The organism is Bradyrhizobium sp. URHC0002, assembly GCF_054059515.1.
This window is the reverse complement of record NZ_JBSSCF010000001.1, coordinates 8,450,732-8,473,049: the sequence shown is the minus strand read 5'-3', so window position 1 is coordinate 8,473,049 and position 22,318 is coordinate 8,450,732. Positions and strand designations below refer to the sequence as shown.

Sequence of the window (22,318 nt, the reverse complement as noted above, 5' to 3'; positions counted from 1 at the left end):
CAACCGTTGTCCCTGCGAGGGCTACGCCCACCAAATTGCTCTCATTGCCCTCGCTAATTTTGCAGAGCTGCCCTGCAGCGGAAAATTTTTCTCCGCGCCCTCTTGGGATTTTCATGCAGCTGCATTAACTCCCCGTAACGTTTCGCCTGACGATTCCGGGCGGCGATCGTCCAGGGGAAACAAATGACTGTAACGACCGGCGACATCAGTCCATCTTCCGGCCTTGGCACCTGGCGGACGCCGCTGGTGATCATCATCTGCGGATGCTTGATCGCGCTGCTGAGCTTCGGCCCGCGCTCAAGCCTCGGCTTTTTCATCCAGCCGATGGGCCGCGAGTTCGCCTGGGGACGCGACGTCTTCGGCCTTGCGCTGGCGCTGCAGAACCTGTTGTGGGGCCTGGGCCAGCCGATCGCGGGGGCCATCGCCGATCGCTTCGGTATCCTTCGTGTGATGATCGTCGGTGCGCTGCTCTATGCCGGCGGCCTGCTCCTGATGCGATATTCGACGGCGCCGCTTTCGCTCGATCTCGGCGCCGGAGTTCTGATCGGTTTCGGTCTATCCGGCTGTTCGTTCAACCTGGTGCTGTCGGCGTTCAGCAAGCTGCTGCCGCCCGAGAAGCGCGGCTTGGCGCTCGGCGCCGGCACCGCGGCCGGCTCGTTCGGACAATTCCTGTTCGCGCCGTTCGGTGTCGCGATGATCGACAATTTCGGCTGGCAGGCGGCGCTGACGGTGTTCGCTTTCCTGATGCTCTTGATCGTGCCGCTCTCGCTCGCGCTCGCGACGCCGCCATCGACTGCGCCGGCATCGAATGCGCCTGCCGCGGACGAGCAATCGTTCAAGACCGCGCTGGCGGAGGCGTTCGGCCATCGCTCCTACGTGCTGCTGGTGCTCGGCTTCTTCACCTGCGGCTTTCAGCTTGCCTTCATCACCGTGCATCTGCCGGCCTATCTGGCCGACCGCGGGGTTGCGGCGTCGACCGGCGGCTGGGTGGTCGCGGCCATCGGTCTTTTCAACATCATCGGATCGCTCAGCGTCGGCTGGCTGCAGAACAAATATCCCAAGCGCTATATCCTCTCGATCCTCTACTTTTCCCGCGCGCTGTCGATCTTGGCGTTCATCTCGTTTCCGATCACCACCTTCTCGGCGATCGTGTTCGGTGCCGCTACCGGCCTGACCTGGCTCTCGACGGTGCCGCCGACCTCGGCGCTGGTCGCGCTGATGTTCGGCACCCGCTGGTTCGCGACCCTTTACGGCTTTGCCTTCGTCAGCCACCAGGTCGGCGGCTTCCTTGGTGTCTGGCTCGGCGGCGTGGTGTTCGAGCAGTTCGGCTCCTACACGCCGATCTGGTGGCTCTCGATCTTCTTTGGCGTGATGTCGGCGCTGATCAACCTGCCGATCGTCGAACAGCCGGTCGCGCGCCCGGTTGCGCAACCCGCCTGATGCGGTAAACACTCCGGACAGAGAAAAGTCCGGGGAGTTCGCCATGGGAACGTTCAAGGCCATCAGGATCGACAAGGCGGAGAAGGGCACTACTGCCGCACTGACGCAGTTCGACGAAGCCGAACTGATGGAAGGCGACGTCACGGTTGCGGTCGAGTGGTCCACGCTGAACTACAAGGATGGCCTGGCCGTCACCGGCAAGGCGCCTGTGGTGCGACGCTTCCCGATGATCGCCGGCATCGACTTCGCCGGCACCGTCGAACAATCCTCAAACCCGGCGTGGAAGGCCGGCGACAAGGTCGTCTGCAACGGCTGGGGCATGGGCGAGACCCATCTCGGCTCCTATGCCGAAAAGGCCCGCGTCAAGGGCGACTGGCTGGTGAGGCTGCCGGAAAACATCTCGACGCGTGATGCGATGGCGATCGGCACCGCCGGCTATACCGCGATGCTGTCGGTGCTGGCGCTGGAGAAGCATGGCCTGACGCCTGCGAGCGGCCCTGTCGTGGTGACCGGCGCCGCCGGCGGCGTCGGTTCGGTCGCCACCGCCGTGCTTTCGAGGCTCGGATATCACGTCATCGCGTCCACCGGGCGCGTGTCGGAGGCTGACTACCTCAAAGGCCTCGGCGCCGCCGAGGTGATCGACCGCGCCGAGCTCGCAGGTCCCGCCAAGCCGCTGGCCAAGGAGCGTTGGGCCGGCGGCGTCGACAGCGTCGGTTCGACCACGCTCGCCAACCTGCTCTCGATGACGAAATATGGCGGGGCTATCGCAGCGTGCGGGCTTGCCGCTGGCATGGATTTACCGTCCTCGGTCGCACCGTTTATTTTGCGCGGGGTGTGCCTTCTGGGCATCGATTCCGTGATGTGTCCGTTGCCCCAGCGCAAGCTTGCCTGGAACCGTCTTGCCAGCGATTTGGATAAGGGTAAACTGGCTGAAATTACTCAGGAAATTAACCTTGACCAAGTCATTGGAACCGGCGCGCAAATTCTCGCCGGCCAGGTCCGCGGTCGAATCGTGGTAAAAATTCTCTAACGGCGTTCAGACTTTACCAACCAACCTGCTCCAATGTTGCCACGGTTGGTATGGTAAGCACGGGGTAAAGGCGGGCGCCCGCGCTATTGTTAAGTTGGAGTAGGCTGCATGCTTGCGCGTTTGGTTCTGGGGGCCGTCACGGCCAGTGCGATGATTGTTCCTGTGCTGGCCGGGAGCATGAATGCCGACGAGGCGCGCAGGTTTGTGAACGGCAAGGTTTTCGCCTTCACCTGCTTTGACGGCACCCGCGGCGCCGGCCGCATCCTCGACGATCTCGGGGCAGCCGGTTCTATCCAATTCAGCGGCTCGGGCCCGATCCGCCATGTGCGCCTGCCCGGCAACACGCTGCAGATTCGCGGCCAGGCCGTTTGTGCTTCGATCAAGGGACTTCCGTTCGAGCCGTGCTTCAATCTCGACAGACGGGACGATCGCTCGTTCCGCGGCTCCGTCTCGGGCATGGGCTTCGCCTATTGCGATTTCCGCCATCAGGGCGCCTCGCAGATGCTGATCGCGCGCTCCGTGGCGCGACCGCGCTCGCTGCATCGTCGGGACGAGTCGGCGCGCGGGGCGGCCGACGCTCGTGCCGAAGTAACGGGGCGGGTCGAGACCCCAGCGGTCGAGAGCGCCAGGCTCGAGCCGGTGAAGGTGGAGCAGGTCAGGTCTGATCCGGCCAAATCCGAACCGGCCAAGGCTGAGAGCCCCCCGGAGCTGCGCCGTTCGACCGACTGATCGGACGGAAACGGCGAGCCTCATCTCGTCCGGTGATGCGGGAACCCGTAGTCATACGGGCTGGCGCATTCATGTCCTGGTAGCAAATCTCATTCCAAGTGGTGGTGACCGGCAGAGAAGGCCGGGAGGCGGCCGAACACATGAGATCAATCATGCCGCTGTATTTTTTTCGGATCAGCCACGGCCGCTACGCGGGCGCGTCCGATCAGGGATCCGAATTTGAAAGCCGCGAAGCCGCCTGGACCGAGATGACGAACGTCTGCGGCAACCTCCTCGGCAGCCTTTCGCGCAGCCTGAAGCAGAATGCCGAGTGGCAGATGGAGCTGCTGGACGAAGCCAAGCGGCCCGTGTTCAGGATTCGCCTCGTCGCCGAATCCGTTAGTTAGGATTCAATCCAGCCGCCATCCCCGCATTGAGTAATTCTACGGAGCGGGGAATTAACCATCGCTTGGAACCTCGTACGTACGGTTGCCGGATATTCCCGGCGTATCGAAGGTTGACGGCAATCCTTCGCATTCCTCGGCCCCCGTCTCCAACGCTTGAGAGAGCCAAGCCATGTCCGCACTTTCCATCCGCGCCAAGGTCATCGCCGTAATCGCATTCATGCTGATCGCGATGTCCGGCATGGGCCTGCTGGCGATCCGCAGCATGCAGGTGATTAACGCCCACACGGTGGAAATCGCCTCGAGCTGGCTTCCGAGCGTCCGGGTGCTTGGCGAATTGCGCGCGGATATCAATCTGTTCCGTATTGCGCTCCGGGCCCATGTCATGGCGGAAACCCTCGAAGCGAAGGCCGCCAACGACAAGCGACTGGCCGGCATCCTCGAAAGGATCGCGAAAGATCGCAAGGCTTACGAGCCGATGATTACCACGCCCGAAGAGCGCTCGATCTACGAGAACTGGGGGCGCGCCTGGGACAAGTACATCACCGGCGTCCAGGAAGTGATCGAGTTGTCGCGCCAGAGCATCGGCCGGATTCCCCATGAGGCGAGCGAGGCCATCTCCAAGAAGGTTGCGGTCATCGCTGCCGAATCCGATGCGTTCCTGGAACAAGACATCAACCTGAACAATGCAGGCGCGGACACGGCGACCCGGCAGGCCGCGGAAGGCTACAATTTCGCGTTCTGGCTCGTCTTGAGCATTGTCGCTGCCGTCGTCATTTGTGGCGTCGGCGTCGGAATCTATCTGGTCCGCGACCTCTCGCGCGGGATTGCATCCATCGTGAAGCCGATGCAGGCGCTGGGAAGCGGAGACCTGTCTGCTGAAGTGAGGCGCCGCGGCGAGAGAACCGAAATCGGCGCCATGGCGGACGCCTTGCAGGTGTTCAAGGATGCGCTGATCGCCAAGAAGGCTGCCGATGAAGCCGCCGCCCGCGATGCCGAAGCCAAGATCGAGCGCGGCCGTCGCGTCGACGGCATCACGCAGGACTTTGAAGCCATGATCGGCGAGATCGTCGAAACCGTGTCGTCAGCCTCGACCGAACTCGAGGCTTCCGCAAGCACGCTGACCGCGACGGCGGAGCGCGCGCAGGAACTCGCCACCACCGTCGCCTCGGCCTCGGATGAGGCTTCCACCAACGTGCAGTCGGTCGCATCTGCCACCGAGGAAATGGCATCCTCCGTCAACGAGATCAGCCGGCAGGTGCAGGAATCCGCGCGGATGGCCAGTGACGCCGTGGAGCAGGCCTCGAGGACCAACGATCGGGTCGGCGAATTGTCGAAAGCCGCCGCCCGCATCGGCGATGTGATCGAACTGATCAACAACATCGCGGGCCAGACCAACCTGCTTGCGCTCAACGCCACCATCGAGGCGGCACGCGCCGGCGAAGCCGGCCGTGGCTTCGCGGTCGTTGCGTCCGAAGTGAAGGCGCTGGCCGAACAGACCGCCAAGGCCACCGGTGAGATCGGGCAACAAATCACCGGCATCCAGGCCGCGACCCAGGATTCGGTCGGAGCCATCCAGGAAATCTCGGGCACCATCGGAAAGCTCTCCGAAATTTCTTCGGCGATCGCGGCTGCCGTGGAAGAGCAGGGCGCGGCGACGCAGGAAATCTCCCGCAACGTGCAGCAGGCTGCGCAGGGGACGCAGATGGTCTCCGCCAACATCACCGACGTGCAGCGCGGCGCGACCGAGACGGAGACCGCCTCGTCCCACGTTCTCTCCGCGGCGCAGATGCTGTCGGGCGACAGCAACCGTCTCAAGGTCGAGGTCGCCAAATTCCTCCAGTCGGTGCGCGCCGCCTGAAGCAGAACGTCCAATCACTGATGGCCGTTGGACGAAACCGGGAAGGCCCTGCCGCAATCTGCGCCGGGGATTTCTCTCATCCTTGCGCCAATCTTCCTGGCCCGCACCCAAGCGTGCATCTGCGTCATAAGTGCAGATTTTAGCGAAGGTTTTACGTGTTCACCGTAATCCTACTGACTTCGCGTTAAGACTAATCAGGAACATCGGAATGTATTGATATTGCCTCCTGGTTGGGCATTTCCACGGTCGCAACGGCGCAGACCAAGCATGGGCGTGTTGCGTTGGCCCCACCGGCTTTAAGACATTAGGAAACCCTCATGAGTGGCTTTTCCGTTCGTCTCACCCACAAGGTCATGGCAATCGGCATTGTCGGACTGATCGGGCTCCTCGCGTTCGGCATTATCTATCAGGCTGGAAGCTGGTCGCAGGACGCCTCGCGTACGGCTGCGAAAGGCGCGCGGGAGATCTCCGACCTCAACAAGCAGCTTTCGATCGAGATGCTCGAGGCCCGGCGCAGCGAGAAGAATTTTCAGCAGCGCCGCAATGAGAGCTACGCGAAATCGCATTCCGAGCTGGTGGTCAAGATCGACCGTGATTTCGGCCGACTGGAAGGCCTGACCAAGGCCGCCGACCTCGGCGCGCTTACGGAGAAGGTCAAGCTCGCGCATGACGGCTTCAGGAAATACGCCGCCGATTTCGCAAACCTGGTGGGTGCGGAGATCAAGCTGGGTCTCAACGAAACCTTGGGCCTGTCCGGCGCGTTGCGCGGCGCCGTCCATGATATCGAAACCAAGCTCAAGGAAATCGACGATCCGCGTCTGACCAGCTGGATGCTGATGATGCGCCGGAACGAAAAGGACTTCATGCTGCGCCGCGACCAGAAATACGTCGCGGAGATCAAGAAATCCGCCGCCGAATTCTCCAAAGCACTGTCCGCGGCAGCGATCGCTCCGCCGGTCATGGCCGAGATCACCGCGAAATTGGCGACCTACCAGAAAGAGTTTGCGGCGTGGGCCGAGACGGCCCAGCAAACCTCAGCTTACGATGCCGGCATGATGAAGACGTTTCGGGGGTTTGAACCCGTGATGGTCGAGATCGCGCAGGCCGTCGAACGGCTCTACAACGAGGCCGAAGCGGCCGAGGCGTCGACGCGCGATGCCGTCAGAACATGGATGCTGATTGCGTTTGCGTTATCCGTGATTGTCGTATGTGGCCTGTCACTCCTGATCGGCCGCTCGATCTCGAACGCGTTGGCCTCGATGGTGTCAGCCATGACGCGGCTCGCCGGTGGCGATGTCGGGTTGGCGATCCCGGGCCTCGGTCGGCGTGACGAGATCGGCGAAATGGCTGATGCGGTCGAGGTGTTCAAGCACAACATGATCGAAGCCGAGCGGCTGCGCGCCCAACAGCTCGAGGCCGAAAAGCGGCAGGCGGAGCGGCGCAAGGCGGATATGCGCCAACTCGCCGATGCGTTCGAAGGCGCCGTCGGAGAGATCGTCGAGACCGTATCCTCGGCTGCGACCGAACTGGAGGCCTCGGCCGATACGCTGACACAGGCGGCGGAGCGCTCCCAGCGCCTCGCGACCACGGTCGCGGCGGCTTCTGAAAAAGCATCCACCAATGTGCAGTCGGTATCTTCCGCCAGCGAAGAGCTGACCACCTCGGTCAACGAGATCAGCCGTCAGGTGCAGGAGTCTTCCCGCGTGGCCCATGAGGCCGTGGACCAGGCACAGAAGACGAATGACCGCGTCAGCGAGCTATCGAAGGCGGCAAGCCGCATCGGCGACGTGGTCGAACTGATCAATACCATCGCCGGCCAAACCAATCTGTTGGCGCTGAATGCCACGATCGAGGCCGCGCGCGCCGGCGAAGCTGGCCGCGGCTTTGCGGTGGTCGCATCCGAAGTGAAGGCGCTTGCCGAGCAGACCGCGAAGGCCACCGGCGAGATCAGCCAGCAGATATCAGGCATTCAGGCCGCTACCCAGGACTCGGTCGGCGCGATCAAGGAAATTGGCGCCACCATCGGGCGCATGTCGGAGATTTCCTCGACCATTGCCGCCGCCGTGGAAGAGCAGGGCGCGGCAACGCAGGAAATTTCCCGCAACATCCAGCACGCCGCAACGGGGACGCAGCAGGTCTCCTCCAACATCACGGATGTGCAGCACGGCGCCACCGAGACCGGATCGGCCTCGGCGCAGGTTCATTCGGCGGCGAAATCGCTGTCGAGCGAAAGCAACCGGCTCAAGCTCGAGGTCAGCAAGTTCCTCATCTCGGTCAGGGTCGCCTGAACGATCAGCCTCCTGCGGGAACGCTTGGGGCGACCTGCGCCGCTGCTTGCCTGCGGAACAGGATCCGCTGGTACAGCCAGCCGATCGCCACCAGCACCAGGCCGAGGCACATGAACGACAGCGCGCGGTAGACACCCGTCAGCGTCGACATGTCGATCAGGAAGGCTTTCAGGATCGTCAGTCCGATGACGATCGCTGACGCCAGCCGCGCGCGCTGCGAATTGAAGAGAATGCCGATCCCGAGCAGGACCACGCCGAACGCCAGATACACGATCGAGTAGGTGTATTGCTCCGCGCCGGTGGTCGGACCGTGGGCCATGATTGGGCCGTGATAGATTCTGCGGATTTCAAACGTCACGTAAGCGAGCGCGAGAATGAGCGCTCCCGCCGCGATCGTGTTGGCGTAGGCGACCGGACGCCGCCCCGCCACCGCATAGGACAACAGCAGCGCAAGCACGGCGGGCAGGGCGTAGCCGAGCAGCAGCAGGTTGATAACGGTGCCGCCGACATCGATTGACCAGAGAACCGGGTTTTCCAGCCCCATCAGCCCGAACAGCGCCGCCAGGCCTGCAAACGCCGTGAGCAGGATGGCGCCGGCGTTGTGAATGACACTGCCGGTGCGGATGCGCAGGCGCTCCAGCCCGATCGCCATTGCGAGCGCTACGCAGACCTGCAGCGCGATTTCGGTAAGGCCGGCGCTCTGCCGGTACACATCCCCATTGTTGACGGCATGGCGGATTTCCATGAACGCCAGCAGAACCGTGAACAGGATCGCCGCAGCTTCCACCGTTCGCAGCGGCGCATCATCGCCGCCACGGCGCAGCAAGATGCTGCCGGCCCAGAACGATGCCGCCGGAATGCCGTAGCCCCACAACAGCCAGTTGAAGATCGGCGTGGTGCCGACGGCGCTGCCCGCAATGCGCGGCTCGTAGCCGATCCGCAGCACCACAATGCCGGCGAGGATGGCGGCGAGTGTGCGGAGGAACGGGATCGGCCGCTGGACGGAAATCCAGGCGGTGCCTGCCGACATCAGCGCCAGCGCGATCGTCAGCCAGCCTTTTTCCAGCGCAAAGGTCAGCGCCAGCGCCAGCGCTGCAAGCGTGCCGGTCGCAAACAGCGCGATCGAAGCCTGCAGTCCCGGTCGGTCGTCGCGCTTGGCGAGGATCTCGGTTGCGGCGGCATAGGCCGCGGCCAGCATCACCGCGAGAATCGCAAACGGGATCGAACGGTCGAGATGGGCGATGCGGGCGTAGAGCGCGACCAGCAGCGCCAGCGGCGTGAAGACCGCCGCGGCCGACCAGATCACCGGGATGACCGGCCCCGCGAAGCGGCCCTGCGCGAGGAATCCTGCGACGCCAAAGCCCGCGGCGAAGATCGCGGCCGAGATCAGGTGCAGCGACACCGATCCGTCCGTGGCGTTCGGCCCGATGCCTGACAACGGGCCGCCGGGCACCACCAGCATGTCGGGATTGGCGCGAATTGCCCATTCGGCGAATACGATGAACACCAACGCAGCCGCAGCGCCGACCGCGCCGCCGGCGGCATCGCTGCGCCAGGCGACCAGGAGACTGCCAGCCACCAGCAGGCCGAATACGATCATCGCGGTATCGGCATGAAAACTGTTCAGCACGATCAACGTGGCGCCGAGCAGATAGGCCGCAAGCGAGCCGGACGAGATCGGCTCGACCTGCCCCTCGTCGGCGAGCGGGCCGAACATGAAACCGCACACCACAAGCAACGCGGCGAGAATGAAACCGGCGAGCACGTGGAAAGCATGCGGGCCGACCATCGATGGACCGCATTGCAGGCAGGGGAATGTCCACAGCAGCGCGAACGCGATCGTGGTGACTGCGAGCCAGCGCCACAGCCTGATACGTGCAAGGCCGAAAGCGGCTGCGGTGACGATTCCGAGATAGATATAGAGCGCCCAGAAGTCCGGCTTGCCGGACGACACCAGGAGCGGCGTCACGAAGGCGCCCACGACACCGAGACCTGCAAGCGCCGGCCCGTGCAGCAGCGCCGCGGCAAGCGTGCCCAGCGCCACCAGTCCGAGCAGGATGAACGCGGTGGCCGGCACCAGGAATCCGTACAGCGCATAGGCCGCATAAACAGTGGCGAACGCTACTGCCGTTCCGGCGGCCGTCAGGATGGCCGGGATATTGGCGATCGGCAGCGCCTCGATCGTGGAGACACTCTCCTTGCGGCGCATCCATTCGCCGGCCAGCAGCAGGGCCAGCGCGAACAGGCCGCCCAGTATCGTGCGGACGCCTGGGCCGAGCAGGCCGGCCTCGATCGAATAGCGCACCATGAAGAACCCGCCGAGCGCCAGCGTCAGCCCGCCGATCCACACCACCCAGCTCGTGCCGATCGTTTCCTCGAAGCCTCGATCGGGCTGTGGCAGCGGCGGCGGAGATGCTGCCACCACTCCAGCGGCTTGATCCGGGACGGCGGCGGGGGCGATGGATTCCACGTCCGGAATGATGGGCGGCGGTGTCGGCACAGCCGCGCTCGAGACCGGCGGCAAGGTCTGCTCGAATGCTTCAAATGGCGTGAGTGGCGGGGGCCCGGGCGCAGCGGCGGCCGCTGGCGCCGTCTGGATGGCCTCCAGGCGCTGGCGCAGGTCCGCCACCTGGTTCATGGCCTTCCGCGCGAATATCAATGCGACGATCGCGATCACGAGCGCGAAGAAAACGAAGGGGTCGTCGAACATGAAGCCTCCAGGCGGGCGTTTCAAAGCGTTTTCAAGCGAAGTGGGTACCGGTTCGCGTGAAGAAAACGCGTCAAAACGAATGACTAGCCGTTAACCGGCCACGTCCGCAGCCTGGTTGCAATCCTGAGTGCGCCTTTGTCCGCTAAAAGTTCAAATCAAGCCCGTGAGGCAATGTCGCACGCTCCGCCAGGGGATATGGCATTTCGTGCCATGTCCCTCGGGAGTGCGCAGGCTCTATTCCAGATCGAGCCGGAACGGCCGGCCCTCGACGGTCATGCTGCCCGGGCCCATTTCGTCGAGGGCGCGGAGCATCCGGCCCTCGCGCCCAAGCGCCCTGTCGGCGAGGCTGACGATCAGCCGGTTCGGCGACGCGATCGGGGAGCGGGCGCGAATTTGCCGGGCGATCTCGATCTCGTCGCGGTGCGGATTGAGCATGCAGGCGGCGGCAAAGGCGCTTGCGGTCGACCGGCTGATGCCGGCATAGCAATGCACCACCATCGGCGCGCTGCGGTCCCAGTTGCGGACGAAGTTCAGTACCCTCTCGATATGATGATCCGCCGGCGCGACAAAACCGTCCATCTGCTCGGTGATGTCGTCCATGGACACTCTGAGGTGGTTGGCCTCGAGCACCGAAGCCGGACGCTGCACCTGATCGACATTGGCCATCACGGTGAGGATGTGGCTGGCCCCGGTTATTCTGACGGTCTCGGGAAGTGCGGCAAGCGAACAGACGTGAAGCATGGCGATCCTTCGAAGCGTTCCCTGGAAGGTCCTGTTTTGTCCCAATTATAGGCCCGCGGGTGGGACGGTGAAAGCAGGTTTGCGCGAGGCGATCAACCGAGCAGCAGCTTGAATCGCGCCAAAAACTGCTTCTCGGCCCGGGCCGCGGTCCACGGCGTCAGATAGTCGCGCACCGTGGCTTCGGGCAGGCCGGGGTCCCTGCCGAACAGACGCTTCGCCTCGTTCTGTGAAAATCCGGCCAGATGGGTGGCTTCGAGATAGGCGGCGCCGCGATCGGCCGCCTTGACGGCCTGGGTGATTTCATCGGCGAGGGCTGGCGGCAGGCCGAAGCGAATATGGATCGCCGCGAGCAGGCGTTTCTCCACCACCTTGTAGTCGCCGCCGAGCACCGCCTTGAATGGCGAGATCATGTCGCCGATGACATATTCCGGAGCGTCGTGCAGCAGCGCTGCGAGCCGAAAGCGGACGTCGACGCGCGGCATCTGCTCGCGCATGACGGTTTCCACCAGCAGCGTGTGCTGCGCCACCGAGAAAATATGCGCGCCGCTGGTCTGCCCGTTCCAGCGCGCGACGCGTGCCAGGCCATGGGCGATGTCGGCGATCTCGATATCGAGCGGGGAGGGGTCGAGCAGGTCGAGCCGCCGCCCCGACAGCATCCGCTGCCAGGCCCGGTTGGCGATGCTGGACGATTTTCGCGGCGTCATTTGATTCCAAAGCGGGATGAGGTCACCCCGCTTTGCCATTGTCTGAGCATGATCTTTCCGGAAAACCGGTTGCCACTTTTCCGGATCATGCTTTGAGTCGCGGCTTGCGAAGCTTGCCGCTGCAGTTCTCGTGGCAGAAGCAGGTGACCAGGTGGTCGTTCACCATCCCCGTGGCCTGCATGAAGGCATACACGATGGTCGGGCCGACGAACTTGAAGCCTCGTGTGCCGAGCTCCTTGGAAATCTTGATCGAGACCGGCGTCGAAGCCGGCACGCTGGCGGTGGTCTTGAACTGGTTGACCTTCGGCTTGCCGTCGACGAAGTCCCAGAGAAACCGAGAGAAGCCAGGACCTTCTTCCATGATCTTCAGATAGGACTTCGCGCTGTTGACGGCGCCTTCGATCTTGGCGCGGTTGCGCACGATACCGGCATCGTTCATCAGCGCGTGGATCTTCTTGTCGCTGTAGCGCGCGATTTTTTCCGGCTGGAAATCGTCGAACGCTTTGCGGAAGTTCTCGCGCTTGCGCAGGATCGTGATCCACGACAGCCCGGCCTGAAAGCCGTCGAGGATCAGCTTTTCGTAGAGCGCGCGGTCGTCATACTCCGGCACGCCCCATTCGGTGTCGTGATAGGCCATGTAGAACGGGTCTTCGCCGGGCCACGGGCACCTCGTTTTGCCGTCGGGGTGCAGGCGCGCAGATCGGCTCATGCGACGGTCTGCTTCGGTGGGGTGCGAACATCGTTCGGGTCGGTCAGCCGGATCGCAAGGCCGCCGGCCGTCAACGAAAGTCCCGCATCGAGCGCATCCGCAACGCGGTCGATCCGGACCAGCGCGAGGCCGTGGCCGCCGGCGGTCGATCCCATGGTGCCGACCTGCTTGTCGCCGCCGAGAACGGCGACGCCGGTCTCCGGCGAAAAATCCTCGAGCGTGACCCGCACGATCCGCGTCCGTGCGGTGCCGCGATGCTGCATCCGCGACACCACTTCCTGGCCGACATAGCAGCCCTTGTCGAAATCGACGCCGTGCAGGCGGTCCATATTGGTCTCGTGCGGAAACGCGTCGCTGTACATGAAGTCGAGCCCGCCCCGCGGGATGCCCGTGGCGATGCGATGCGCCTCATAGGCCTCGCTGTCGACGAGATCGGCGCCGATCAGGTCGGCCACCTTTTGCTTGAGATCCGCGGGCACGAGGATACGCCAGCCCAGCGCCTGATGCCGCGGATCGGCAAAAGCCAGATCGGGCTTCATCGCCGGCTCGCCGTCCCATGCCGCCAGCACGCCCATGCTGTCCGAAATATTCTCTACCGCCACCTTGGCGCGCAGCTTGTAGAAGCCGAGCTTGTCGGCGAGGTTCTGCGCCAGCGCGCGGGGGGCGTCGATCAGGAAGCCGCCGCCATGGCCGGGTGGGGCTTCGGTGATCAGGAAATCAGCCGTGATCTTGCCCTGCGGCGTCAGCAGTGCCCCGAACCGGCCAAGGCCGGGCTGCAGCGGCGTGACGTCTGTGGTGACGAGGCCATTGAGGAAGTTGCGGGCATCCTCGCCGCTGATCTTGACCACGCCCCGGTCCGGAAGAAACGCTGCTTTCATTAGGTAAAACGGCCTCTTTTGACCTGCTTTTGAAGTTCCTGGGGAAACGCAGGTGGCGGATACCCCATCCGAAGTTAAGGCGCTATGGTGCCGCCAACAAGCCCTGCACGAGAGCCTGGAGCAGGCGTTGAGGACAGATGAATCAACGATTTGATACCATTCTAAAATCCGGCACCGTGGTCAATCAGGACGGCGAGGGCGTCCGCGACATAGGCATCTCCAACGGCCGGATCGCCGCCATCGGCGGGCTCGGGCAGGCGCAAGCCGGCGAGACCATCGACTGCAACGGCCTGCACATCCTGCCCGGCGTGATGGACACCCAGGTGCATTTCCGCGAGCCCGGTCTAACGCACAAGGAAGACCTCGAGACCGGCTCGCGCAGCGCCGTGATGGGCGGCGTCACCGCGGTGTTCGAGATGCCGAACACCAATCCGCTCACAGTCACCGAGGAGACCTTCACCGCCAAGATCAAGGCCGGCCACCATCGCATGCATTGCGATTTCGCGTTCTTCATCGGCGGCACCCGCGAGAACGTTCAGGATTTGCCTGAACTCGAACGTGCACCCGGTTGCGCCGGCGTAAAAGTATTCATCGGCTCTTCCACCGGGGCGCTGTTGGTCGAGGACGACGAAAGCCTGAGACGCATCTTCCAGGTGATCCGCCGCCGCGCCGCCTTTCACGCCGAGGACGAATACCGCCTCAACGAGCGCAAGCCGATCCGCATCGAGGGCGATCCGCGCTCGCATCCGGTATGGCGCGACGAGACCGCGGCGCTGATGGCGACGGAGCGGCTGGTCAATCTGGCGCGCGAGACGGGAAAACGCATCCACGTGCTGCACATCTCGACCAAGCAGGAAATCGACTATCTGAGAGATCACAAGGATGTCGCCTCCTGCGAGGCGACGCCGCATCATCTGACGATGGTCGCGCCCGAATGCTATGAGCGGCTCGGCACCTTGGCCCAGATGAACCCGCCGGTGCGCTCGGCGGATCACCGCGAAGGTATCTGGCGCGGCATCGAACAGGGCATCATCGATGTGCTCGGTTCCGATCATGCACCGCATACGCTGGAGGAAAAGACGAAGACCTATCCGGCCTCGCCCTCCGGCATGACCGGCGTTCAAACGCTGGTGCCCTTGATGCTCGATCACGTCAATGCCGGGCGGCTGTCGCTACAGCGCTTCGTCGATCTGACCAGCGCAGGGCCTGCGCGGCTGTTCAATATCGCCTGCAAGGGCCGCATCGCCGCGGGCTATGACGCCGACTTCACCATCGTCGATCTCAAGCGCAGCGAGACCATCACCAACAAATGGGTAGCCTCGCGCGCGGGGTGGACGCCGTATGACGGCATGCGCGTCACCGGCTGGCCGGTCGGCACCTTCGTGCGCGGCAAGCGCGTGATGTGGCAGGGCGAGGTGGCAACGCCGTCGACAGGCGAGCCGGTGCGGTTCCTGGAGACGTTGAAGGCGTAGGGCGAAGCGCCGGCGAGAGCATAGCGTTACGCACGCCTCCGTCGTCATCACCCGCGAAAGCGGGCGATGCAGTACGCCGCGGCTTCCCGACGTATAACAAGCGTCTCTGGAATACCTGGATCGCCCGCTTCAGTGCGCAATTGCGCACAAGGCGGGCGACGCCGGCGAGGGGATGCGACCGCTTACTGCTTCGCCAACTTCAGCGAATACTCGCCGTTCTTCACGCGCGCCGAGAGACCGTCCGTGAATTTCGCCACCGCATCCTCGCCATAGGTCGAGACCAGTTCGGCGAGCGCGGTGAACAGGCTCGCCTGCGCGAGGCAGTCGCCATCGACGCCCTCGTGCCGCGCTTCCGCCCAGGCCTCGCTCAGGTAGCTCAATGCAGTCTGCTTCTGCTCGAGGTCGGGAAGCGGGTCGCGGGCGATCGGGAAGGGGGCTGGGCGGCTCATGAAGCTCAACGAAATCTGCGCGCGAACCAGGGCGGAACGCATCCTGACGTGACAAGCTGTAGCACGCGCCGCGAACCCGCCTAGGCCACATCTTTAAGAAAGGTTAACGGCGGTACCGATATTTGCGGCGGCGGTTCCACGAGTTGGCCGGCTTCAGGAAATGCAACCCAGGATCGCTCCCGGTGTCGCGCAAACATGGTGCGCGCCGGCCTCCAGCAACTCGTCCCGGCTACCGTAGCCGTACAGCACGCCAATGCCCTTCATGCCGTTGTTTTTCGCGCCCACCATGTCGTGGCTGCGGTCACCAATCATCAGGGTTTTGGCCGGATCGACGGCGACTTCCTTCAGCGCGTATTCGAGCAGATGGGACTTGTCCACGCGTGTGCCATCGAGTTCGGAACCGAACACGCGCTCGAAGTGATCGCGCAGCCCGAAATGGTCGATGATGCGCTCGGCGAAGACATGCGGCTTGCTGGTGGCGACGAACAGCCGGTGACCGGACGTGCAGAGCCTGGTCAGCACATCGCCGATGCCGTCATAGACGCCGTTCTCGTACAGCCCGACGTCGGAAAACCGTTCGCGGTAGAGCGACACGGCACGATCGGCCGAATGATCGCCGCCGAGCAATCTGACAAAACTCGCGCGCAGCGGCGGCCCGATGCACCAGGTCAACTCGTCCTCGGTCGGAATCGTCGGATGGTCAAGCCTTTGCAAGGCATATTGAATCGAACGGGTGATGCCGGGTTTGGGGTCCGTCAGCGTACCGTCGAGATCGAAGAAAATCGCGTCCATGATTCAATTCGCATAGCGGGCGGTAAGATCGCGCGAAATCTTCGAGCCTTCCTCGATATATCGGCGGATCGCGACCGAGGCCGCGGGCGTGCAGGTCCGGTAGGTCTGCTGAAAGCCGTTATAGCCGCGGTTGAAGCCCGCGATCATGCGGGCGCGGCGGTCGCCGGACGGGGTTTCGGCATCGATCAGCGCCTGCATTTCGTTGCGCCATTTCGCCCCTTCATTGGAGCCGCAAATGCCCCGGAGATAGTGCAGGGTGCCGAGAATCTCGGCCAGCCGCTGCAGGTCGCCGTCAAACGGCGCGGCGGCATCCTGGGCCCGCGCGGGGGCCAGATGGAAGGCCGACATGAGGATGAGGGCGGCGAGGGCGTGCTTCAGCATTTGAGGGCCGATATGCCCCCTCAATACGCCCGAGGCAAGGTGTGAAACCCTGGAATGACCGCCTAGACCAGCTTCCGGGCGGCCTCGATGACCTCCAGGAGGCCGCCGGTGACCTTGAGGTCGCCGAGCCCATCGGGGGCCAGCCATTTGAAATCGTCGTGCTCGTCATTCAGGACCGGCTCCCTGGCCGTCCAGCGCGCCGCGAAAGACATGATCACATAGTGCCCGCCGCCGCCGGCTGCGGGCAGCACCTCGCGCCAGCCGGCCAGGCCCAGAATCTCGATTCTCAAGCCGGTTTCCTCGTCCACCTCGCGGTGGAGCGCGGTATGCAGCGATTCGCCGAATTCGACCCGGCCGCCGGGGAACGAGTAAAAACCCTTGCCGGGCGAGCGGGCGCGGCGGACCAGCAGGACCTTGCCGTCACGGAAGATCGCGCCGCTGACGGCGAGCTGGGGGCGGGTCGGCTGGACAGGGGAGGCCAAGAGGGAATCCGGTACGCAGGGAACTTGCTGTGATCATGCCCGATCGGGTCGCACAGGTCTAATGCGGCGGATGGCAGCGAAGCGTGAAAGGTTAGTTCGACATCGCCGCTTCGACGTCATTGTCGGTGTTGCCGTTGATGACGCCACCGGCCAGCGCCACCAGCGGCTTGACCCAGGCGGTGGCCTGCTCGGCCAGGGTGGCGCGGGTCTTGTCCTGCTGAGCCTCGCGCATCGCATTGCCCACCGCGGTCAGGATCGAGGTCATGGTCGCCGTGAGATTGTCGAAATTGGCACGGACCTTGGGGTCGGCGCATTCATAGGCCTCGATCGCGAGGTCGCGGGCCTTGAAATTGGAAGCCCAGAAATGCTCGGCGTAGGACAGCGGGGTCCAGGTCAGAAAATCCTCCGCGCATTCCGGCATGTCCGGAACCATTTCGAGCAGCATGACGGCTTCGTTGAAATGATTCAGGTAGTCGGTGGCGAGCCCGGTGCGCGGATTGATATTGGCCGCGCGCAATTGCTCCGCACGCGCCTCGTCGATACGGGCCGGCGTCGGTGGCGGCATAGGGCGATCGGATCGAACTTCTGTGGCGGCGATGGAGTTCATTTGTTCCACTGTTAACATGTGGGGTTAACACTCGTTAAACGGAGGCTTATCTTGGTCAGATAATGTGCGGACGTTTCGTCATTACCTCACCACCCGAGGCACTTCGGCAGATCTTCGGCTATTTCGAGCAGCCCAATTTCCCGCCGCGGTATAATATTGCGCCGACGCAGCCCGTTCCGGTTGTCATCCTGGAAAATGGCGGCCGCCACTTCCGGCTGATGCGCTGGGGACTGATTCCGTCGTGGGTGAAGGATCCCCGCAGATTTACGCTGCTGATCAACGCACGTTCCGAGACGGTTCTGGAAAAGCCGGCGTTCAAGAATGCCATCAAGCGCCGGCGCTGCCTGATTCCCTCCGACGGTTATTACGAATGGCAGGACGCGAGCGGCCGCAAGCGACCGTTCTTCATTCACCGCCGTGACGGCCAGCCAGTCGGCTTTGCCGCGCTGGCGGAAACCTGGATGGGGCCGAACGGCGAGGAGACCGACAGCGTCGCCATCGTCACCGCACCGGCCAGCCGCGATCTCGCCGCGCTGCATCACCGTGTGCCCGTGACTATCGCGCCTGAGGAATTCGAACGCTGGCTCGACGGCCGCGCATACGACGCCGAGGATGTCATGCCGCTGCTGCGCGGGCCAGCCGAAGGCGAGTTCGCCTGGCATGAGATTTCCACGCGCGTCAACCGCGTCGTCAATGACGACGCGCAACTGCTGCTGCCGATCACCGACGAGGAGCGCGCGGCGGAGGAGCCGAAGCCTGCGAAGAAGACCGCGCCGCGCAAGGTGGCCGCGGCGCCGGAGGATGACGGACAGGGCTCGTTGTTTTGAAGCGGTGTATTTGTAGGGTGGGCAAAGCGCAGCGTGCCCACCATTCTAACCGAGGTTCGGGATGCATGGCGGGCACGCTGCGCTTTACCCACCCTACGATCCTTACTTAAAAATATGCAGCGCGGCGTACTGCAGCAACATGATGGTCTTGGCGTCGACGATGCGGCCATCTGATATCATCGCGAGTGCCTGATCGATCGGTAATTCCAGCACCTCGATGTCTTCGCCTTCATCGGCGAGGCCACCGCCGCTGCCGACTCGCATCGAGGGATCGTATTCGGCGACGAAGAAGTGCTGCTTCTCGGTCACCGAGCCCGGACTCGAGAAGGCTTCGAAGATTTTCCTGATACTGCCGAGCCGGTAGCCGGTTTCCTCTTCCGCCTCGGCGCGAATCCGCACCTCGGGCGCTTCGCCGTCCAATACGCCGGCCGCAGCCTCGATCAGGAGATCGTCGTAGCCGTTGACATAGACCGGATAGCGAAACTGGCGGACCAGCACGACCGTACGCTGCGCAAGATTGTAGGGCAGCACCGTCGCGCAGTTGCCGCGGTCGTAGGTCTCGCGGGATTGCGTCTGCCACTCGCCATTGGCTCGGCGATATTCGAACGTGGTTTTGTTCAGCAGGTAGTAATCGTCGGAGAGGGTTTCGACGTTCTTGACGCGGACACGATCGGAGATTGTCATGGAATTCCTTTCGCCGTCACGGCGTCGGTTCGCGGCCGTCGAGCCATTTGGCGAAAACAATGGTCTGCGCTTCAGCGTAGCCGATCGACTGGTAGAATGCCCCTGCCTTGGCGTTGTCGCGCCGGACCATCAATTGCAGTTTGGCGATGCCGGCCGCGCGCAGCCAGTCCTCGGCCGCGCTCATGATGGCGCGGCCATAACCCTTGGCGCGGCGATCCGGATCGGTGGCGACATAGTAGACCCAGCCGCGATGACCGTCATAACCGACCATAACCGTTGCGACGATGGTGTCGTCGGCGCGTCCGATCAGGATCGTTGAATTCGGCCTGCCTCGGGCGAGCGCAATGTCGGCGGTGGGGTCGTTCCACGGCCGCGTCAGGCCGCAGGCCTGCCACAGCGCGATCACGGCGGCGACGTCGGCATCCCTGATGTCGGCGATGGCGAGCGCAGGGAAGGCTTTTGTTGTAGCCACGGTCACAGCACCTTGCCCGGATTCATGATGCCATGCGGATCCAGCATCGCCTTGATGCCGCGCATCAGCTCGATCGCGACCTTGTCCTTGACGTCGGGCAGTTCGTCGCGCTTGAGCACGCCGATGCCGTGCTCGGCCGAAATCGATCCGCCCATCCGCAGCACGATCGCGAACACGACCTCGTTGACCTCGTGCCAGCGCGACATGAAGTCGGCCGTGTTGCCGCCGATCGGCTGGCTGACATTGTAGTGGATGTTGCCGTCGCCGAGATGGCCGAACGGCACCGGCCGCGAGCCCGGAATGAGTTTTACCACCGCCGCATTGGCTTGTTCGATGAAATCTGGCACGGCCGCAACCGGCACCGAGATATCGTGCTTGATCGAACCGCCTTCGGGCTTCTGCGCGGCCGACATCTCGTCGCGCAGCTTCCAGAACCCGGCGCGCTGGGAGAGATTCGCCGCGATCACGGCGTCGTCGACAATGCCTTCTTCCATGCCCTTGGCGAGAATCGATTCCAGCGCGGCGCTGGCGTCGTCGCGCGAGGAGGATAATTCCATCAGCACGTACCAGGGATGCTTGCTCTCCAGGGGATCGCGGATGTCGATGCCGTGACGAAGGCTGAAATCGACCGCGATGTCGGCCAGCAGTTCGAAGCTCGTGAGGCTGCCGGCCGCCTCGTTCTGCGAGATCGACAGCAGCTTCAGCGCCTCTGCCGGCGATTTGAGGCCGACATAGGCGGTTTCAACCGCATGCGGCTTCGGAAACAGTTTCAGCGTCGCCGCGGTGATGATTCCGAGCGTGCCCTCGGCGCCGATGAAGAGGTTGCGCAAATCGTAGCCGGTGTTGTCCTTCTTCAGCTTCGACAGTCCGTTCAGGATCCTGCCATCGGCCAGCACCACTTCCAGCCCGAGCGCCATTTCGCGCGCCACGCCATACGCCAGGGCAGCGGTGCCGCCGGCATTGGTGGAGAGATTGCCGCCGATGGTGCAGCTTCCTTCCGCGCCGAGCGACAGCGGGAACAGGCGATTGACTTCGGCGGCGCGAGCTTGCGCGATCTGCAGCACCACGCCGGCCTCGCAGGTCATGGTGTTGGAGGCGGGGTCGATTTCGCGGATCTTGTCCAGCCGCCGCAGCGAGACGACCACTTCGCCATTGTGCGGGGTCTGTCCGCCGACCAGGCCGGTATTGCCGCCCTGCGGCACCAGCGCGATTTTATGCTCGCTGGCGAGCTTGCAGATCGCGGACACTTCCGCCGTCGAGCCGGGCCGCAACACCAGCGGCGAGCGGCCGTGAAACAGGTCGCGTTCCTCGGTGACGTAGGGCGCGATATCGGCGGCATCGGTTACGGCATATTTGTCGCCGACAATGGCGCGAAACTTGGCGATCAGTTCAGCGGGAAGAGGGGGCACAGAACCCTTGACGATATTCATTTTCTTCTTCTCTTTCATTCCCGCCAATCATTCTCGTCCGACCGCTGCGCGGCGCAGCCGGTCGTTGATGGCTTCGCCCAGCCCGTCGTCCGGAATCGACATCACCGCAATGGCATGCACGCCTTTGCCGTCGAGCGCGCGAAGATGGCCGAACAGGTTGGCGGCGGCCTCGTCGAGATCGCCACGTTCCGACAGATTCATCACCGCGGAGGCGGCGTCAATTCCCGAAATTGCTCCGAGGCCGAACGCGAGCAATGCTTCGCCGGCTTCGAGCTTGACGGCATTGAGCCGCACTTTCGCACGCGGCGCGTAATGGGACGCCAGCATGCCCGGCGCCAGCGGTTGCCCGCCGTCGGTCTCAGTATCCGCCGGCGGCTGCGCCAGCGCGCGGCCCAGCACGCGCTCGATCTCCGCGCGCGGCACGCCACCGGGACGCAGCAGCATCGGCGCATTGAAGCAGCCGATGATCGTGGATTCGACGCCGACCGCGACCGGCCCGCCATCGACGATCAGGTCGATCCGCCCCGCAAGGTCGCTCTGCACATGCGCGGCCGTGGTCGGGGAGACGTGACCCGAGAGATTGGCCGATGGCGCCACCACGGGACCGCCGAAGGTTCGCAGGATGCCGCGCGCCACGGGGTGAGCCGGTATCCGGATCGCGACTGTGTCGAGGCCGGCGGTGGCGAGGTCGGCCACCGCGCAAGCGGGCGTTTTCGGCAGCACCAGCGTCAGCGGGCCGGGCCAGAACGCTTCGGCAAGCGCGGTCGCAGCGGCGTCAAAGCGCGCGATCTTGCGGGCGGCGGCGATATCGCCGACATGGGCGATCAGGGGATTGAAGGCCGGCCGGCCCTTGGCCTGGTAAAGGTGGGCGATCGCGGCCGGATTGGTGGCATCGGCGCCGAGGCCGTAGACGGTCTCGGTCGGGAACGCGACCAGCCCGCCCTCCGCCAGCACACGCGCCGCAGCCGCCACGGCGGCCTCGCCGGCGGGCAAAATCTGGGTTTTCAGGCGAACTTCCACTGTGATTAATTTCCTTAATCCGGCTGCTTGCGGTCGCCGACACCCAAGGCTATAAGCCGCGTGCCAAGTCGGAGTGTGGCTCAGCCCGGTAGAGCACTGCGTTCGGGACGCAGGGGTCGCAGGTTCGAATCCTGCCACTCCGACCATTCTTTCAATGACTTATAATTTCGATGTTTTGGCTGCGCAACGAATTGACGCGCTTGTGCGTTGGACGGCCGGCAGCGTTGGC

At 63.8% G+C, this 22,318-nt stretch carries 22 protein-coding genes and 1 tRNA gene; 9 read left to right on the top strand and 14 right to left on the bottom strand.

Annotated elements, in window-relative coordinates; genetic code table 11:
* Positions 1-183 precede the first annotated feature (183 nt).
* The 6 genes from ACVWVY_RS40855 (at position 184) to ACVWVY_RS40830 (ending at position 7,731) form a co-directional block, all read left to right on the top strand.
* Positions 184-1,440 carry an MFS transporter gene (locus tag ACVWVY_RS40855; protein ID WP_456631680.1) on the top strand — a complete coding sequence of 419 codons (1,257 nt, stop codon included), beginning with the start codon at positions 184-186 and terminating at the stop codon, positions 1,438-1,440.
* Between the two features lie 43 nt (positions 1,441-1,483).
* Positions 1,484-2,470, top strand: a complete 987-nt coding sequence (gene acuI, locus ACVWVY_RS40850; protein ID WP_456631679.1) for an acrylyl-CoA reductase (NADPH) — start codon at positions 1,484-1,486, stop codon at positions 2,468-2,470.
* Between the two features lie 108 nt (positions 2,471-2,578).
* Positions 2,579-3,199, top strand: a complete 621-nt coding sequence (locus ACVWVY_RS40845) for a hypothetical protein (RefSeq protein WP_456631678.1) — start codon at positions 2,579-2,581, stop codon at positions 3,197-3,199.
* Between the two features lie 152 nt (positions 3,200-3,351).
* On the top strand, positions 3,352-3,585 hold the full coding sequence (locus ACVWVY_RS40840) for a DUF6894 family protein (protein WP_456632450.1): 234 nt from the start codon (positions 3,352-3,354) through the stop codon (positions 3,583-3,585).
* Between the two features lie 169 nt (positions 3,586-3,754).
* Positions 3,755-5,443: a methyl-accepting chemotaxis protein gene (locus tag ACVWVY_RS40835; protein ID WP_456631677.1), complete on the top strand. Its 1,689-nt coding sequence runs from the start codon at positions 3,755-3,757 to the stop codon at positions 5,441-5,443.
* Between the two features lie 317 nt (positions 5,444-5,760).
* Complete coding sequence (locus ACVWVY_RS40830) at positions 5,761-7,731, top strand: methyl-accepting chemotaxis protein (RefSeq protein WP_456631676.1); 1,971 nt, start codon at positions 5,761-5,763, stop codon at positions 7,729-7,731.
* Positions 7,732-7,735: 4 nt separating this feature from the next.
* Here ACVWVY_RS40830 and ACVWVY_RS40825 read toward each other — a convergent pair whose 3' ends face one another.
* The 5 genes from ACVWVY_RS40825 to ygfZ form a co-directional block, all read right to left on the bottom strand.
* The gene (locus ACVWVY_RS40825) at positions 7,736-10,441 is read right to left on the bottom strand and encodes a DUF2339 domain-containing protein (protein ID WP_456631675.1); all 2,706 of its coding nucleotides are present in this window, start codon (positions 10,439-10,441) and stop codon (positions 7,736-7,738) included.
* Positions 10,442-10,675: 234 nt separating this feature from the next.
* On the bottom strand, positions 10,676-11,182 hold the full coding sequence (locus ACVWVY_RS40820) for a tyrosine phosphatase family protein (RefSeq protein ID WP_456631674.1): 507 nt from the start codon (positions 11,180-11,182) through the stop codon (positions 10,676-10,678).
* Positions 11,183-11,274: 92 nt separating this feature from the next.
* Positions 11,275-11,886: a YfbR-like 5'-deoxynucleotidase gene (locus ACVWVY_RS40815; RefSeq protein WP_456631673.1), complete on the bottom strand. Its 612-nt coding sequence runs from the start codon at positions 11,884-11,886 to the stop codon at positions 11,275-11,277.
* An 85-nt stretch (positions 11,887-11,971) separates the two neighbouring features.
* Positions 11,972-12,595: a DNA-3-methyladenine glycosylase I gene (locus ACVWVY_RS40810; protein ID WP_456631672.1), complete on the bottom strand. Its 624-nt coding sequence runs from the start codon at positions 12,593-12,595 to the stop codon at positions 11,972-11,974.
* On the bottom strand, positions 12,592-13,473 hold the full coding sequence (gene ygfZ / locus ACVWVY_RS40805; RefSeq protein WP_456631671.1) for a CAF17-like 4Fe-4S cluster assembly/insertion protein YgfZ: 882 nt from the start codon (positions 13,471-13,473) through the stop codon (positions 12,592-12,594). The genes ACVWVY_RS40810 and ygfZ overlap by 4 nt, the downstream gene beginning before the upstream one ends.
* A 137-nt stretch (positions 13,474-13,610) precedes the next feature.
* Here ygfZ and ACVWVY_RS40800 point away from each other — a divergent pair, with 137 nt between their 5' ends.
* The gene (locus ACVWVY_RS40800) at positions 13,611-14,945 is read left to right on the top strand and encodes a dihydroorotase (RefSeq protein WP_456631670.1); all 1,335 of its coding nucleotides are present in this window, start codon (positions 13,611-13,613) and stop codon (positions 14,943-14,945) included.
* Between the two features lie 182 nt (positions 14,946-15,127).
* Here ACVWVY_RS40800 and ACVWVY_RS40795 read toward each other — a convergent pair whose 3' ends face one another.
* The 5 genes from ACVWVY_RS40795 to ACVWVY_RS40775 all read right to left on the bottom strand — a co-directional run bounded on the left by ACVWVY_RS40795 (position 15,128) and on the right by ACVWVY_RS40775 (position 17,614).
* Positions 15,128-15,394 carry a hypothetical protein gene (locus ACVWVY_RS40795; RefSeq protein WP_456631669.1) on the bottom strand — a complete coding sequence of 89 codons (267 nt, stop codon included), beginning with the start codon at positions 15,392-15,394 and terminating at the stop codon, positions 15,128-15,130.
* A 153-nt stretch (positions 15,395-15,547) separates the two neighbouring features.
* Positions 15,548-16,186 (bottom strand): HAD family hydrolase, encoded by a 639-nt coding sequence (locus ACVWVY_RS40790; protein WP_456631668.1) that lies wholly within the window; start codon positions 16,184-16,186, stop codon positions 15,548-15,550.
* Positions 16,187-16,189: 3 nt separating this feature from the next.
* Positions 16,190-16,567, bottom strand: a complete 378-nt coding sequence (locus ACVWVY_RS40785) for a TIGR02301 family protein (RefSeq protein WP_456631667.1) — start codon at positions 16,565-16,567, stop codon at positions 16,190-16,192.
* Between the two features lie 62 nt (positions 16,568-16,629).
* Complete coding sequence (locus ACVWVY_RS40780) at positions 16,630-17,049, bottom strand: NUDIX hydrolase (RefSeq protein ID WP_456631666.1); 420 nt, start codon at positions 17,047-17,049, stop codon at positions 16,630-16,632.
* Positions 17,050-17,140: 91 nt separating this feature from the next.
* Positions 17,141-17,614 (bottom strand): hypothetical protein, encoded by a 474-nt coding sequence (locus ACVWVY_RS40775; protein WP_456631665.1) that lies wholly within the window; start codon positions 17,612-17,614, stop codon positions 17,141-17,143.
* Between the two features lie 104 nt (positions 17,615-17,718).
* On the opposite strand from ACVWVY_RS40775, the gene ACVWVY_RS40770 reads away from it, so the two are divergent.
* The gene (locus ACVWVY_RS40770) at positions 17,719-18,483 is read left to right on the top strand and encodes an SOS response-associated peptidase (protein WP_456631664.1); all 765 of its coding nucleotides are present in this window, start codon (positions 17,719-17,721) and stop codon (positions 18,481-18,483) included.
* Positions 18,484-18,585: 102 nt separating this feature from the next.
* Here ACVWVY_RS40770 and ACVWVY_RS40765 read toward each other — a convergent pair whose 3' ends face one another.
* From ACVWVY_RS40765 to ACVWVY_RS40750, 4 genes are read right to left on the bottom strand one after another with little or no spacing between them, the layout of a single operon-like run.
* Entirely contained in the window at positions 18,586-19,167 is a 582-nt protein-coding gene (locus ACVWVY_RS40765) for an NUDIX domain-containing protein (protein ID WP_456631663.1), read from the bottom strand.
* A gap of 16 nt (positions 19,168-19,183) precedes the next feature.
* On the bottom strand, positions 19,184-19,639 hold the full coding sequence (locus tag ACVWVY_RS40760; RefSeq protein WP_456631662.1) for a GNAT family acetyltransferase: 456 nt from the start codon (positions 19,637-19,639) through the stop codon (positions 19,184-19,186).
* A gap of 2 nt (positions 19,640-19,641) precedes the next feature.
* Positions 19,642-21,069 carry an FAD-binding oxidoreductase gene (locus tag ACVWVY_RS40755; RefSeq protein ID WP_456631661.1) on the bottom strand — a complete coding sequence of 476 codons (1,428 nt, stop codon included), beginning with the start codon at positions 21,067-21,069 and terminating at the stop codon, positions 19,642-19,644.
* Positions 21,070-21,096: 27 nt separating this feature from the next.
* Positions 21,097-22,089 carry an L-threonylcarbamoyladenylate synthase gene (locus ACVWVY_RS40750; RefSeq protein ID WP_456631660.1) on the bottom strand — a complete coding sequence of 331 codons (993 nt, stop codon included), beginning with the start codon at positions 22,087-22,089 and terminating at the stop codon, positions 21,097-21,099.
* Between the two features lie 69 nt (positions 22,090-22,158).
* Here ACVWVY_RS40750 and ACVWVY_RS40745 point away from each other — a divergent pair.
* Positions 22,159-22,235: transfer RNA gene (locus tag ACVWVY_RS40745), tRNA-Pro, on the top strand.
* Positions 22,236-22,318 lie beyond the last annotated feature (83 nt).